13 protein-coding genes are annotated in these 14812 nt (G+C 63.2%); 8 read left to right on the top strand and 5 right to left on the bottom strand.

The window, feature by feature from the left end; all coding sequences use genetic code 11:
- Positions 1-41: 41 nt before the first annotated feature.
- Complete coding sequence (locus IVB22_RS22235) at positions 42-2135, bottom strand: methyl-accepting chemotaxis protein (RefSeq protein WP_247519385.1); 2094 nt, start codon at positions 2133-2135, stop codon at positions 42-44.
- Positions 2136-2343: 208 nt separating this feature from the next.
- Here IVB22_RS22235 and IVB22_RS22230 point away from each other — a divergent pair, with 208 nt between their 5' ends.
- On the top strand, positions 2344-2499 hold the full coding sequence (locus IVB22_RS22230) for a Thivi_2564 family membrane protein (RefSeq protein WP_247519384.1): 156 nt from the start codon (positions 2344-2346) through the stop codon (positions 2497-2499).
- A gap of 66 nt (positions 2500-2565) precedes the next feature.
- Here the strand turns inward: IVB22_RS22230 and IVB22_RS22225 are convergent, their stop codons facing one another.
- From IVB22_RS22225 to cysD, 4 genes are all read right to left on the bottom strand, one after another.
- Positions 2566-2766 carry a CsbD family protein gene (locus IVB22_RS22225; RefSeq protein ID WP_247519383.1) on the bottom strand — a complete coding sequence of 67 codons (201 nt, stop codon included), beginning with the start codon at positions 2764-2766 and terminating at the stop codon, positions 2566-2568.
- 86 nt (positions 2767-2852) lie between these two features.
- Positions 2853-5015 carry a malate synthase G gene (locus IVB22_RS22220; protein ID WP_247519382.1) on the bottom strand — a complete coding sequence of 721 codons (2163 nt, stop codon included), beginning with the start codon at positions 5013-5015 and terminating at the stop codon, positions 2853-2855.
- Between the two features lie 134 nt (positions 5016-5149).
- Positions 5150-7066, bottom strand: coding sequence for an adenylyl-sulfate kinase (cysC, locus tag IVB22_RS22215; RefSeq protein ID WP_247519381.1), 1917 nt, complete (start codon positions 7064-7066; stop codon positions 5150-5152).
- Positions 7067-7090: 24 nt separating this feature from the next.
- The gene (cysD, locus tag IVB22_RS22210; protein ID WP_247519380.1) at positions 7091-7885 is read right to left on the bottom strand and encodes a sulfate adenylyltransferase subunit CysD; all 795 of its coding nucleotides are present in this window, start codon (positions 7883-7885) and stop codon (positions 7091-7093) included.
- Positions 7886-8140: 255 nt separating this feature from the next.
- Here cysD and cysG point away from each other — a divergent pair, with 255 nt between their 5' ends.
- The 7 genes from cysG (at position 8141) to cysT (ending at position 14784) form a co-directional block, all read left to right on the top strand.
- Entirely contained in the window at positions 8141-9577 is a 1437-nt protein-coding gene (cysG, locus tag IVB22_RS22205; protein ID WP_247519379.1) for a siroheme synthase CysG, read from the top strand.
- The gene (locus IVB22_RS22200) at positions 9574-9885 is read left to right on the top strand and encodes a DUF2849 domain-containing protein (protein ID WP_247519378.1); all 312 of its coding nucleotides are present in this window, start codon (positions 9574-9576) and stop codon (positions 9883-9885) included. The genes cysG and IVB22_RS22200 overlap by 4 nt, the downstream gene beginning before the upstream one ends.
- A 25-nt stretch (positions 9886-9910) precedes the next feature.
- Positions 9911-11566 (top strand): nitrite/sulfite reductase, encoded by a 1656-nt coding sequence (locus tag IVB22_RS22195; protein WP_247519377.1) that lies wholly within the window; start codon positions 9911-9913, stop codon positions 11564-11566.
- The gene (locus IVB22_RS22190) at positions 11553-12068 is read left to right on the top strand and encodes a DUF934 domain-containing protein (RefSeq protein ID WP_247519376.1); all 516 of its coding nucleotides are present in this window, start codon (positions 11553-11555) and stop codon (positions 12066-12068) included. Before IVB22_RS22195 ends, IVB22_RS22190 begins: the two co-directional genes overlap by 14 nt.
- A gap of 5 nt (positions 12069-12073) precedes the next feature.
- A complete protein-coding gene (locus tag IVB22_RS22185; RefSeq protein WP_247519631.1) occupies positions 12074-12796 on the top strand; it encodes a phosphoadenylyl-sulfate reductase in 723 nt (240 codons plus the stop codon).
- 121 nt (positions 12797-12917) lie between these two features.
- Positions 12918-13907: a sulfate ABC transporter substrate-binding protein gene (locus IVB22_RS22180; RefSeq protein ID WP_247519375.1), complete on the top strand. Its 990-nt coding sequence runs from the start codon at positions 12918-12920 to the stop codon at positions 13905-13907.
- A gap of 70 nt (positions 13908-13977) precedes the next feature.
- A complete protein-coding gene (gene cysT, locus IVB22_RS22175; RefSeq protein ID WP_256467445.1) occupies positions 13978-14784 on the top strand; it encodes a sulfate ABC transporter permease subunit CysT in 807 nt (268 codons plus the stop codon).
- Positions 14785-14812 lie beyond the last annotated feature (28 nt).

Raw genomic sequence — 14812 nt, 5'->3', positions numbered from 1 at the left:
GCGAAGACGCGCTTCGCGCTTTTGCCGGGCATGACGAGTCCTTAAGCCGCGCGGATCTTGCCGAGGAAATCGGTGACCTGATTGCCCAGTTGCTGGCTCTGCGTTTCCAGCGTTTGCGAAGCGTGCTTCACATCCTCGGCGGCGGCTGCCGCTGCGTCCGCATCGGCTTTCACGCCGGTGATGTTGTCGGACACGTTCTTGGTGCCCTGCGCCGCGAATTGCGTCGAGCGGGTGATCTCCTGGGTGGCGGCGCCCTGTTGCTGCACGGCGGCGGCAATCGCGGTCGCGACCTCGTTGACCTCGCCGATGATGCTGCCGATGCCCTTGATGGCGTCGATGGCTTCACCCGCAACCCGCTGGATGTCGGCGATCTGCTCGGAAATCTCCTCGGTCGCCTTCGCGGTCTGGCTCGCCAGCGATTTGACCTCGGAGGCGACCACCGCGAAGCCGCGGCCGGCCTCGCCGGCACGCGCGGCCTCGATGGTGGCGTTGAGCGCCAGCAGGTTGGTCTGGGCAGCGATGGTGTTGATGAGACCGACGACTTCGCCGATCCGCCCTGCCGATTGGGCGAGCCCCTGGACGGTGCCGTCGGTGTTGCGCGCCTGGCCGACCGCGCGGCTGGCGATGCTGGCCGCATGCGCCGCCTGCTGGCTGATGTCGTTGATCGAAGCGCTGAGCTCTTCGGAAGCCGCGGCGACCGTCTCGACGCTCATCGAGGCCTCGCCGGAAGCCTTGCCGGCGACCTGCACGCGCTCGTTGGTTTGGCGCGAAATCGTCGACAGGCCGGCCGAGGTGGTCCGCATCTGGCCGGAAGCGTCGCCGAGCTGGTTGAGCGTCTGGCGCACCATGCTCTCGAACTCGCCGACATAGCTCTCGATCGCCTGCTGCCGCGCCGTGGCGCCGGCGTTGCGTTCGCGCTCCTGCGCCTCGAACCGGGCCTTGTCGGCGGCCTGCTGCTTGAAGGTCTCCAGCGCGCCGGCCAGCGCGCCGATTTCGTCGTGGCGCGCGGCGTAGCCGGTATCGACGTGGAGGTCGCCGGCTGCGACCTTCAGCATGGCGTCGCGCATGATGTGCAGCGGATTGATGACGCGGCGGGTGACGATCGCCATGGCGCCGAACGCCAGCGCCAGCGCGCCGGTCAGCAATGCGAGTTGCATCGTGAGCGAGCGCTGGACGCTGGAGCGCAGGTGCGCGGCGTGATCCTTGGCGGCGTCGAGCGCGGCTTCGGCGACAGTGACGGCGGCGCCGAGACGCCCGACGGTGACCGGGGTCCACTGGTTGGCAGTCAATTCCGTTTTCTCGCCGGCCACAATCTGCGTCAGCAGCCGGTCGCGCAGGCTGAGATAGGACGGTTCGAAATAGGCGGTCTTGGTCGCGGCAATCGCGCTCGAGATCGCCGGTGGCAACTGCATTCCCGACGCGGTGAGCTGCAGCGCGCTCCATGCGGCGTCGATACCGCCACTATATTTGGTGTAGGCAAGGTTCGCCTCCGGAGAGACCTTCCCGGTGCTGAGCCCGGTCGAGACGATCAGCGAGGCCTCGCCGGCGGTGTTACGCAACAGCCATGCGATCTGCTTGATAGCCAGTAACTGGTCGATGGTCGCGTCCTGGTGGTTGACGGCGGCGGCAAGGGCTCCGGAAAGCTTCTCCAGCACCTCCAACATCGCATTCGCCGCAGCCATGTATTCCTTGGCCAGTTCGGGCCGGCGCTGTGCCTTCGGCTTGGCCACGGCTTCCCAGAACTCCTTCTGCAGCGTGCCCATCGTCTTGAACACGCGGTCGAACTCCGGCACGAGCGTTTGTTGCTGGGCGAATTCCAGGCCGCCGAGCAGGCCGAGCGCGTTGCTCATCGCCGGCATTTCGGTGTCACGGATGTTGCGCAGGTACTTCTCGATATTGGGGTCCATCGGCGCGTCGGAATTCAACAGCCGGTTGGTCGTGGAGCGGTCGGTGCGCAGATTGTGCATCGCCTTGAAGATGTTCGCCGAGGCGTCGGCGATGACAGCGATGCGGCTCGCCGCCTGCAGGCGGCCCCAGGAGTCCCAGGCGTTGAGCGAAAATCCAACCACCACGCAGAAGGAGGTGACGAGGATGACGATCTTCAGCAGCGTGGACACGGTCAGACGGTTCAACATGATGCTCCCCCCAGAGGCTCGCGGGCCATTTGGCGGGAAAACGGTAAATTAGTTGGACAGCGTTATTGCCGTATAAATACTAGGATTTTTGAAATGATTGTGGTTTCCCGAGCGATTGAGGTTCCGCCGGCGGGAACCCGATGCCCCCACTCACGTTAACAAAACACTACCAGCGCATTTTTCGGCAAATGCCGAGGGGGGACCCCGCATGCTCGTCAGTGTACTCATCACGTTCCTGGTCGTTATTCTCGTTCTCTATCTCATCAACCTGCTGCCGCTCGATGGCCGCGCCAAGCAGATTGCCCGCGTCGTCGTGATCATTCTCGGCGTGATCTCGCTGTTGAAATACATCGCCGTCATCTAGCGCCGACCTGCCAAAGCAAAAAAGCCCCGGCATCTGCCGGGGCTTTTCATGCTCGGAAGCGCGAGCCTATTTCAACGTCCCGAACCAGTCGTCCACGTCCTTGCGGATCTGGTCCTTGGCAAAGCCGTAGCGCTGCTGCAGCTTGCCTTCGAGCTGTTCGCGGCGGCCCTCGATCACGTCGAGATCGTCATCGGTGAGCTTGCCCCACTTCTCCTTGGCAGAGCCCTTGAACTGTTTCCAATTGCCTTCGACCCTGTTCCAGTCCATCGCCATCTCCTTCGCGGTTGGGATGACAATCAACGGGTAAGAAGCTCAGGTGTTCCTCGCGATCGATGCGGCATCGTGACCGCGGGTTACACAGCGGCCTTCGCTTCCCTGCGGCGCGCAGTGAGAATGTACTCGGTGTAGCCGTTCGGCTGCTCGCGGCCCTTGAAGACGAGGTCGCAGGCGGCCTGGAAAGCGACACCGTCGAACGAAGGCGCCATCGGCTTGTAGAGCGGGTCGCCGGCATTCTGCTTGTCGACCACGACCGCCATGCGCTTCAAGGATTCCATCACCTGGTCCTTGCTGACGACGCCATGCGCCAGCCAGTTCGCCAGATGCTGACTGGAGATGCGCAACGTCGCACGGTCTTCCATCAAGCCGACGTCATGGATGTCGGGCACCTTGGAGCAGCCGACGCCCTGGTCGATCCAGCGCACGACATAGCCGAGGATGCCCTGGCAGTTGTTGTCGATCTCCTGCTTCACATCGTCCGGCGCCCAGTTCGACTGCGACACCGGAATGGTGAGGATGTCGGAAAGTTTTGCGCGCTGGCCGCCCTTGGCGAGCTCCTGCTGGCGGGCCTGAACATTGACCTGGTGATAATGCAGCGCGTGCAGCGTGGCGGCGGTCGGCGACGGCACCCACGCGGTGGTCGCGCCGGCCTGCGGATGGCCGAGCTTCTGGGTCAGCATGTCAGCCATCTTGTCGGGCGCGGCCCACATGCCCTTGCCGATCTGGGCATGGCCGGGCAGGCCGTCGATCAGGCCCATGTCGACGTTCCAGTCCTCATACGACTTGATCCAGGGCTGCGCCTTCATGTCGTTCTTGCGGATCATCGGCCCCGCTTCTATCGAGGTATGGATTTCGTCCCCGGTGCGGTCGAGGAAGCCGGTATTGATGAAGCAGATGCGCTTCGACGCGTTCTGGATGCAGGCCTTGAGGTTGACCGTGGTGCGACGCTCCTCGTCCATGATGCCGACCTTCATGGTGTTCTCGGGCAGGCCGAGCAGCTTCTCGACTTCAGCAAATAATTCGCAAGTTAGTGTGACCTCGTCGGGGCCGTGCATCTTCGGCTTGACGATGTAGACCGAGCCGGTGCGGCTGTTCTTGGTCTTTGACGAACCCTTGAGGTCGTGAATCGCGAGCAGGCCGGCGACGGCGGCGTCAAGCAGGCCTTCCGGAATCTCCTCGCCCTTCTCGTCGAGCACGGCGTCGGTGAACATGTGATGGCCGACGTTGCGCATCAACAGCAGGCTGCGGCCGTGCAGCGTGAGTTGCTTGCCGTCGGGCGTCTTGTAGACGCGGTCGGGATTGAGAGAGCGCTTAAGGGTCTTGCCGCCCTTGTCGAAATCGGCCGAGAGCGTGCCGTCCATCAGGCCGAGCGTGTTGCGATAGACCAGCACCTTGTCTTCGGCATCGACAGCGGCGACCGAGTCTTCCATGTCGAGAATGGTGGAGACCGCCGATTCCAGGATCATGTCGGCGACGCCGGCCGGATCGTCCTTGCCGATGACGTGGCTGCGGTCGATCTTCACTTCGACATGCATGCCGTTGTTGACCAGCAGGATCGCGGAAGGCTGAGCGGCATCGCCCTGGAAGCCCGCGAACTGCGCCGCCGTCTTCAGCGCGGTGGCGTTACCGCTCTTGAGCTTCACGGCGAGCTGGCCGGCGATGACGCTATAGGACGTCACGTCGGTGTGGCTGCCGGTCGCGAGCGGCACGGCTGCGTCGAGAAAGGCCTTGGCCTTGGCGATTACCTTGTCGCCGCGCGCCTTGTTGTAGCCCTTACCGCTTTCGCTCGGATCGTGCGGGATCGCGTCGGTGCCGTAGAAGGCGTCATAGAGTGAGCCCCAGCGCGCATTCGCCGCGTTCAGCGCGTAGCGGGCGTTGGTCAGGGGAACGACGAGCTGCGGTCCGCAGATCTTGCCGATTTCCTCGTCGACATTGGATGTCTCAACCTTCTGCGTGGTCGGCTCCGGCAGGAGATAGCCGATCTCCTTGAGGAAGGCCGAATACGCGTTCATGTCGAACGGCTTGCCCTTGTTGGCGCGATGCCAGCCGTCGATCTTGGCCTGCAGCGCATCGCGGAAGGCGAGCAGCTCGCGGTTTTTCGGTCCTAATTTTTGGATGATGGCGGCGACACCGGCCCAGAATGCATCGGGCGAAATCCCGGTTTTGGGGGCCGCCTCCTTGGCGATGAAATCGAACAGGACAGGGGCGATCTTCAATCCGTGGGCATCGACACGATTCATGATGGGCTTTCTCGGTAGAAATTGGCGTTGAAAGGCTGTTTTCTGGCGAAAAGCAGCAAAAAACGCACCAAAAAGGGCAGCGTCGGCCGCCCTTTTAGCCCTAAAGCCGGGTCGATGAGAAGGCCCCAAAAAGCCTAGATATTGGCCGCCAGATCCACCAGCTCGTCGAACAGAATGCCGCTCTCCGCCAGCATCCGCTCGATCTCGTCGGTCGCATCCGAAACCGTCTTGGCCGAGGTGTCGATGCTCAGCTCCGCCCGGGCCGGCGGCTGGTAATCGTTGCCGATCCCGGTGAACGCCTGCAGCGTGCCGGCGCGCGCCTTGGCGTAATGGCCCTTGGGATCGCGGCTCTCGCAGACTTCCGCAGGCGTCGCGACATAGATTTCGCGGAACGAATTGTCGGCGATGCGGCGCGCGGCGGCGCGATCTTCCGCGGACGGCGACACCGCGGCAACAACGGCGATATGTCCATTGCGCGCCAGATGGGTCGCGACTTCGGCGAGTCGCCGGATATTTTCGGTGCGGTCGTGCGCGGAGAAACCGAGATCGCCGTTGAGGCCGGCGCGCAAGGTGTCGCCGTCGAGCAGGATCGGCGAACCGCCGCGCGAAAACAGCCGGCGCTCCAGCGCGCGTGCCAGCGTCGATTTGCCGGAGCCCGGCAAGCCGGTCAGCCAGATCACCGCGCCGTTGTGGCGATAGCGCGCCGAGCGTTCTTCAGGACGCAATGCGGATTCGACCGGTACGATGTCGATCGGGACGGCGCGCTGTCCGGCATCGACCGACAGCACGAGACCACCGCCGGCGATGCGGCCGTTGACCTCGATCACCAGCCGTCCGGTGCGCGGATTTTCCTGATAGGGGTCGGCCGCGATCGGCTGTGCCAGCGAGATATCGATTTCGCCGACATGATTGCGCGCGATCGCCTTGGTCTCCTCGTTGGAGAGTTCGCCGGGATCAACGGCCTTCTCGATCGCGACCACACTGGCGCGGCTTTCCCGCGTGCCGAGGCGGATCAGGATCTGATCGCCCTTCGACAGGGGCTTGTCGTGCAGCCAGAAGATCCGCGCCCGAATTCGCCGCGTATCGCGCGGGGTCGCGCCCACATGGGCGATGACATCGCCGCGTTCGATGAACAATTCACGGTCCAGCGTGATACCGACCGAGCGCCCGGCACCGTGACTGCCCTTCAGCGGCGTCACTGGCCAGCTCTCGACGGTTTTGATCTTCGCGATCTTGCCGGCGGGCATGATGACGATCTCGTCACCGGTGCTCAAGCTGCCGGACTCGATGCGGCCTGCAACGATGCGGCGGTCGTCGAACTTGTAGATCGCCTGCACCGGAAGGCGCAGCGCCAGTTGCTCCAGCGGCCGCGCCGGTTCGAGCGCGTCGAGCGCCTCGACCACCGTCGGCCCCTGGTACCAGCCGATCCGCGGCGTCTGTTCGGCAACGCCGTCGCCGTCGCGCGCGGAAATCGGAATCACCGCCGTGGGCGTCACGCCGAGGCCGATCAGATGCGCGGAAATCTCGTCGCTGATCGCCTTGAATCTGTCAGCGCTGAAATCAACGCGGTCCATCTTGTTGACGACGATCGCGACCTGCTTGATGCCGAGCAGATGCAGCAGATAGCCGTGCCGCCTGGTCTGGTCGCGCACGCCTTCCAGCGCATCGATGATGAGCACCGCGCCATCGGCCTGCGAGGCACCCGTGATCATGTTGCGCAGGAATTCGGCGTGGCCGGGCGCGTCGATCAGCACGACGTCGCGCGAGCGGGTGCGGAAGCGGATTTGCGTGGTGTCGATGGTGATGCCCTGGTCGCGCTCGGTTTGCAACGCATCGAGCAGGAACGACCATTCGAACGGCATGCCACGCCGCGCGCTGACGGCTTTGAGCATCTCCAGCTTGCCTTCGGGCAGGCTGCCGGTCTCGTGCAGCAGGCGGCCGACCAGCGTGGACTTGCCGTGATCGACATGGCCGACGATGACGATGCGGACCTGCGGGCGGGTGGTACCGTTCGGCGTGGCCGAAACGCTGGCGGGAAGGATCATGTTCATAGCGACGCTCACACCAAATGTCCGTCAGAGATAGCCGGCGACACGCAGCCGCTCGAAAGCGTCTTCGGTCTCGTGATCCAGCGCGCGGCCGGCGCGCTCCGGCACCTTGGTGCCGTCGAGTTCGGTCAGGATTTCATCGATGCTCGAGGCGGTCGACGCCACCGGATTGGTGATGTCCTGATCGCCCAGTGAGCGATAACGCTTGCCGTCCTTCGAGAGATAGAGCGGGATGATCGGAATGTTCTCGCGCTTGGTGTAGGCCCAGATGTCGGCCTCGGTCCAATGCAGGATCGGATGGATGCGCAAATGCGCGCCGAGTGGCGGCGAAGCGTTGAACTGGTCCCAGAATTCCGGGGGCTGATCGCGCACATCCCAGCCGCCTTCGAGCCCGCGCGGCGAGAACACGCGCTCCTTGGCGCGGGTAGCTTCCTCATCGCGGCGAATGCCGGCGATCAAGCCGTCGAAACCATACTTGGTTAGCGCCCACTTCAGTCCCTCGGTCTTGCGGGCGGCAGAGCGCGCGGCCGGCGGCAGGGTCGGATCGACGCCGTCGATCGGCGGGCAGGGCTCGATCTTGAGATCGAGATCCCATTCCTTGCCGAAGCGATCGCGGAACGCATACATCTCGGGAAATTTCTTGCCGGTGTCGACGTGCAGCGCCGGAAACGGCACGCGGCCGAAGAAGGCCTTGCGTGCCAGCCAGATCATCACGTTGGAATCTTTCCCCAGCGACCACAGCAGCGCGAGCTTCTTCAGCCGCGCGAACGCCTCGCGCAGAATGTAGATGCTCTGCGCCTCGAGCTCGTCGAGGTGGTCCATGGAGGGTGGCGGCAGCTGTCCGTTGGCCAAAATTTTCGGCACGGATGATGCTTTGGTGAAGGCTCCGGGCCGCGACCCGTGTCCGGCGGATTCATTGTCGAGAAGATGCATCTCTTGGCCTTGGACTTCGGAGTGGAAAAATTCTAAAGTTGCGCTGCAATAGAGAAGAAATAATTTTCTCTTTGTAGCCCTTGATCGAGAGATAAATAGAAAATAATTTCAGTCAAGCCCCAAGTTGGGGAAAGCGAGTATCTGATGCGCTATCTGCCTGTGTTCCTGGATTTGCAAAGCGGCAAGGTGTTGCTCGTTGGAGCGGGTGAGCTCGTGCGCGCAAAATTGCGCTTGCTGGTTTCCGCGGGCGCAGGAGTCCGCTGGTATGCCACCGATGGCAATCATGATCTGGCCGGCCTCGACGCTACGGACGCAGCGCGGATTGAACAGGCTTCGGGCGATCCGCTCGCAGCCGACCTCTCGGGGGTGATCGCAATTCTCTGCGCCGGCGCCGGCGACATCGGCGTTGCGATGTCGGCGCGCGCAAAGGCGGTCGGGCTGCCCGTCAATGTGATGGACGACCTCGCGCATTCCACTTTCATCTTTCCCGCGATCGTCGATCGCGGCGACGTGGTCGTTGCCGTCGGCACCGGTGGCACATCGCCGGTGGTCGCGCGCCGCATCCGCGAGCGCATCGAGGCGGTGCTGCCGGCGCGCATCGGCGATCTCGCCGCCTTCATCGGCAGCTTTCGCAAAGCGATGCATGCGCGCATTCCCGAATTCCCGTTGCGCCGCCGCTTCTGGGAGCGCGTGATCGATGGCCCGATCGGCGCGCTTGTTCTCGCCGGCCGCAAGGACGAGGCTGAAAAAGCGCTGAACGAAATCGCCGACCCCTCCGCCTTCGCTGGCGCGAGCAAGGACGGCAAGGCCGAGGGCCGGGTGACGCTGGTCGGCGCTGGTCCGGGCGATCCGGATCTGCTCACCATCAAGGCGCTACGCGCGCTGCAGGATGCCGACGTCGTTTTCTACGATGAACTGGTCTCGCCGGAAGTTCTCGATCGCATCCGTCGCGATGCCTCGCGCATTCCGGTCGGCCGCCGTGTCGGCAAGCCCGGCATCGGCCAGGATGCGATCAACAAATTGCTGATTGATGCTGCAAAGGCCGGACAGCGCGCGGTGCGGCTGAAGGGCGGCGATCCCTTCATCTTCGGCCGTGGCGGCGAGGAAATCGAAGTGCTGCGCGCCGCAGGCGTCGCCTATTCGGTGGTGCCGGGCATTACCGCAGGGCTTGGTGCTGCCGCGCAATTCGAGGCGCCGCTGACCTATCGTCACGAGGCGCTGCGCATCACCTTCCTGACTGCGCACAAGGCCAGGGACGCCGAGACGGTCGATTGGTCGGTGCTGACCGACAAGAAGATGACTATCGTGGTCTACATGGGCATGACCGCGGCGCCGTCGGTGCGCGCGGGATTGCTCGCTGCCGGACGATCGCCGAAAACCCCCGTCGGCATATTCGCGCGGGTGACGCGGCCGGATGCGCAGGCCGTGGTCGGCACGCTCGAAAACCTTCCCGCGCTGGTCGAAAAAATCGATGGCGGTCCCGCCATCCTCATCATCGGCGACGTCGTCGCGCATTCCGCGCCGTGGCGCCAGTCGAACCTCAATCAAGTCATCACCAAACTGCTGGATGCTGCCGAATGACCTCTCCGCTTCAACAAAAAATCAAGATCACGGGTCCCTCGATGGTGACCGCCAACCGCACCTCGGATGGCATCGTGATCTATCGCACCGCGCAGCAGGGTTGGTCGGCAAGCTTGTCGGACGCCGCAATCGTGCGCACCTCCGATGAGGCGCGGGCGCTGCTCAATGAGGCCAACGCCGATGACGTCGTCGCGGTCGGCGCCTATATCGCGCCGGTAGAACTCAAGGACGGCGGGGAGATCAAACCCGGCAACTTGCGCGAACGCATCCGCTCGAAGGGCCTCACCATCGACCTGCTTCCGGCCTAATACGACCTATCAAGGCTGATCATTCATGTACGCATATGACGAACTCGATCGCACGCTGATCAACGAACGCGTCTCCGAATTCCGCGATCAGGTGAAGCGCCGGCTCTCCGGCGAACTCACCGAGGACGAATTCAAGATGCTGCGGCTGCAGAATGGCGTCTACCTCCAACTGCACGCCTACATGTTCCGCGTCGCGATCCCCTACGGCACGCTGTCTTCCAGGCAGCTTCGGGCGCTGGCCCGCGTCGCTCGCCGCTACGATCGCGGCTACGGCCACTTCACCACGCGGCAGAACATCCAGTACAACTGGATCAAGCTCTCCGAGCTGCCCGATGCGCTCGCCGATCTCGCCGAGGTCGGCATCCATGCGATGCAGACCTCCGGCAACAACATGCGCAACGTCACCTCGGACCAGTGGGCCGGCGTCGCGCCGGGCGAGGTCGAGGATCCCCGCATCTGGTCGGAAATCCTGCGCCAGCACACCACGCTGCATCCGGAATTCTCGTTCCTGCCGCGCAAGTTCAAGATCGCGATCACCGCGTCCGAGCACGACCGCGCCGCGATCAAGGTCCACGACATCGGCCTGCGCCTGCACAAGAACGCCGACGGCGAGACCGGCTTCGAAGTGCTGGTCGGCGGCGGTCTCGGCCGCACGCCGTTCATCGCCAAGACCATCAAGCCGTTCGTGCACGGCCGCGATATCCTGAGCTACGTCGAGGCGATCCTGCGGGTCTACAACCAGTACGGCCGCCGCGACAACATCTACAAGGCGCGCATCAAGATTCTGGTGCATGAGCTCGGCATCGAGAAGTTCGCCAAGGAGGTCGATGAGGAATGGAAGCAGATGGGCCACAGCGCCCTGACGCTCGACCATTCCGTCATCGAGGAAGTGCGTTCGCGCTTCTCCTATCCGGTCTATGAGAAGCTGCCGCACATGCCGGACGAGCTGAAGCAGGCCGCGCATGATCCGTTGTTCGAGCGCTGGCGCAAGAACTCTGTGGCCCCGCACAAGGTGCAGGGCTATTCGATCGTGACGCTGTCATTGAAGCCGGTGGGCGGCCCGCCCGGCGATGCCACCGCAGACCAGATGGATGCGGTCGCCGATCTCGCCGACAAGTACTCCTTCGGCGAAATCCGCGTCGGCCACGAGCAGAACTTGGTGCTGCCGCATGTCGCCAAGCGCGACCTGCCGCAGCTATGGAAGGCGCTCGACCGGATCGGGCTCGCCACCCCGAACGTCAACCTGGTCACCGACATCATCGCCTGCCCGGGGCTGGATTACTGCTCGCTGGCCAATGCGCGCTCGATCCCGATCGCGCAGGAACTGACCCGGCGCTTCGCTAATCATGACACCGCCGAGATGATCGGCCGTCTGCACATCAACATCTCCGGCTGCATCAACGCCTGCGGCCATCACCATGTCGGCCACATCGGCATTCTCGGCGTCGAGAAGAACGGCGAGGAATTTTACCAGATCACGATCGGCGGTCGCGCCGACGAGAACGCGCAGATGGGCGCACTGATCGGCCCGGCCGTTCCCTACGCGGAAGTTGCCGATGTGATCGAAGACATTGTCGAAGCCTATCTCGCGCTGCGCGATCGTCCCGAGGAACTGTTCGTCGATACGGTGAAGCGTCTGGGCGTCGAGCCATTCAAGGAGCGGGTTTATGCCACTCGTTAAGAACGGAAGAATCACCACTGACTTGTTCGTCCAAATTGCCGACGGTGCCGAACTGCCAGGCGATGGTGCGATCCTCGTTCCAGCGGCGCGGTTTCTCGAAGATCCGGAAGCCATGCTGCGGCGCGCGGGCAAGCTTGGGGTGATCTGGCCGAACAATCGAAATCTCGACGATCTCGTGCCGTATCTCGATCGTCTCGCCGCGGTAGCGCTGGTGTTCCCGTCCTTCCGCGACGGCCGCGCCTACAGCCAGGCGCGCCTTTTGCGCGAGCGGCACGGCTATGACGGTGAGCTACGCGCCACGGGCCAGGTGCTGCGTGATCAGTTCGTGTTCATGTCGCGCGCCGGCTTCGACGCGTTCGAGGTGAAGAAGGACGCCGATGCCGATGCTTTCGCCGAGACTGTGAAGCGCTATTCGGTGTTCTACCAGCCGACCGGCGATGGCCGCGTCACCGCGCTCAATCGGCGGATGCAGTTGCGTCATTCGGAGAGTGCCGGCCAGTGAGCGCGATCCTACAGCAGACCCTGACCACGGATGCGGCGAATATTTCGCAGGCTCAGTTGCTCGATCGCGCCTTGCGCGATGCGTCGCCGGCGGAAGTCATTGAAGCCGCACTGAAGACTGTCGGCCGCGAGCATCTCGCGCTGGTCTCGTCGTTCGGCACGGAATCGGCGGCGCTGCTCAAGGTGATGGCGGATGTCGATCCTGCAATTCCCGTGGTCTTCCTCGATACCGGCTGGCTGTTCGAGGAGACACTCGCCTATCGCGACACGCTGATCGCTACGCTTGGCCTCACCGACGTTCGCTCGATCAAGCCCCTGGAAGAGACGCTGTCGCGCGAGGACCCGGAACGCGAATTGTGGTTCTCCGATCCCGATGCCTGCTGCCGTATCCGCAAGGTGGAACCGCTGGCGCGGGCGCTCAAGCCGTTCTCGGCCTGGATCAACGGACGCAAGCGTTTTCAGGGCGGGGCACGCGCCGAAATACCTGTTGTCGAGGACGATGGCGCCAAACTGAAGTTCAACCCGTTCGCCAATGTTTCGCGCGAAGAGATCGAAGCGATCTACAAAATGGCAAAATTGCCGGCGCATCCGCTGGTCGCCTCGGGTTACCTGTCGGTCGGCTGCATGCCGTGCTCGAGCCGGACGGCGCCCGGCGAGGATGCGCGGGCCGGCCGCTGGCGTGGCCAGGCCAAGAGAGAATGCGGCATCCATACGACGAAGACTTCTTAGGACAACGCCGTTGCGGAACCGCAAACAATGAAATGCGGTTTCGTTGACTAAGCGGCCTTTCGTCGCGACTTATGCGTTCGTGGTTGATGATATACTTCGTCAAGCCGAATGGAGATCAACGATGATCCGTCGCATTCTGCCGCTCGTCGCGGGACTGCTCTGGGCGAGTTCGGCCTTCGCTGCCGATTACACCTTGCTCAACGTCTCCTACGATCCGACGCGTGAGCTCTACGCCGATTTCAACAAGGCGTTCGCGGCGGCCTATCAGAAGGAAACCGGCAAGAGCGTCGAGATCAAGCAGTCGCATGGCGGCTCGGGCTCGCAGGCGCGCTCCGTTATCGACGGCCTGCAGGCGGACGTGGTTACGCTGGCGCTGGCCTATGACATCGACGCCATCGCCGCCAAGGGGCTGGTGGCGCCGGACTGGCAGAAACGCCTCTCGCTCAATGCCTCGCCCTATACCTCAACGATCGTGTTCCTGGTGCGCAAGGGCAATCCCAAGGCCATCAAGGATTGGGACGATCTGATCAAGCCCGGCGTGCAGGTGATTACGCCGAACCCGAAGACCTCGGGCGGCGCGCGCTGGAACTATCTGGCGGCGTGGGGCTTTGCGGAAAAGAAATTCGGCTCCGCCGATAAGGCGAAGAAATTCGTCGGCGACCTCTTCAAGAATGTGCCGGTGCTCGATACCGGTGCGCGCGGCTCGACGGTGACCTTCGTCGAGCGCGGCGTCGGCGACGTGCTGCTGGCGTGGGAGAACGAGGCGTTCCTGGCGCAGCGCGAATTCGGCAAGGACAAGTTCGAGATCGTGGCGCCGCCGCTGTCGATTCTGGCCGAGCCGCCGGTCGCGGTAGTCGACAAGGTTGCCGACAAAAAAGGCACCCGCCCGGTCGCCGAGGCCTACCTGAAGTATTGGTATACCAAGGAGGGTCAAGAAATTGCCGCGCGCAATTCCTATCGTCCGCGCGATTCGGAGATCGCGAAGGAATACGAAAAATCCTTCGCCAAGGTCGAACTTTTCACGATCGACGACGTTTTTGGTGGTTGGACCAAGGCGCAGAAGGATCACTTCGGCGAAGGCGGCATTTTCGACCAGATTTACAAGAATTGATCTGGCCGACAGCCAGCCATAGCCGGAAGCAGGGGGATTTGTGAGCACAGCGGTCGCGCGGCGAAGCAGCTTGCCGGGGTTCGGTCTCACCATGGGACTGACCCTGACATGGCTCTCCGTTATCATCCTCATCCCGCTCGCCGGTCTCTTTCTCAAGACGTTCGAGCTTTCGCCCGCACAGTTCTGGGAAATTCTCACCAGCCGCCGCACGCTTAATGCGCTGAAGATTTCGTTCGGCCTCTCCTTTGCCGCAGCTTGCGTCAACCTGGTGATGGGAACGATCATCGTGTGGGCGCTGGTGCGCTATCGCTTTCCGGGCCGGCGGCTGTTCGATGCCATCGTCGACATTCCCTTCGCGTTGCCGACCGCGGTCGCCGGCGTGGCGCTGACGCAATTGTTCGCGACAAAGGGCTGGCTCGGTGCGCCGCTGGCCGAACTCGGCATCAAGGTCGCATTCACGCCGATCGGCATTTTCATTGCGATGGTCTTTATCGGCATCCCCTTCGTGGTGCGCACGGTTCAGCCGGTCCTGATCGATCTCGATCCTGAAATCGAGGAGGCGGCCGCGAGCCTCGGCGCCAACCGCTGGCACACGGTGTTCAGAGTAATCCTGCCGAGCCTGATTCCGGCGCTGCTGACCGGCTTTGCGCTGGCGTTCGCGCGTGCGGTCGGCGAGTACGGTTCGGTGATCTTCATCGCCGGCAATCTGCCGAACGTATCGGAAATCGCGCCGCTCCTGATCGTGATCAGGTTGTCCGAGTTTCGTTATGCCGACGCGACGGCAATCGCCGTTATCATGCTGCTGGCTTCGTTCCTGATCATCCTTGTCGTCAATCGCCTGCAACGCTGGGCGCAAGCCCGCATCCCCGTGCATTGAGGGACGGTCAATGCCGACGCAATCAAGC

This window comes from Bradyrhizobium sp. 190 (assembly GCF_023073415.1).
In the GTDB taxonomy this organism is placed as follows: domain Bacteria; phylum Pseudomonadota; class Alphaproteobacteria; order Rhizobiales; family Xanthobacteraceae; genus Bradyrhizobium.
Note: the sequence above shows the minus strand (reverse complement) of the source record. Positions and strands in the feature narration are given on the sequence as shown.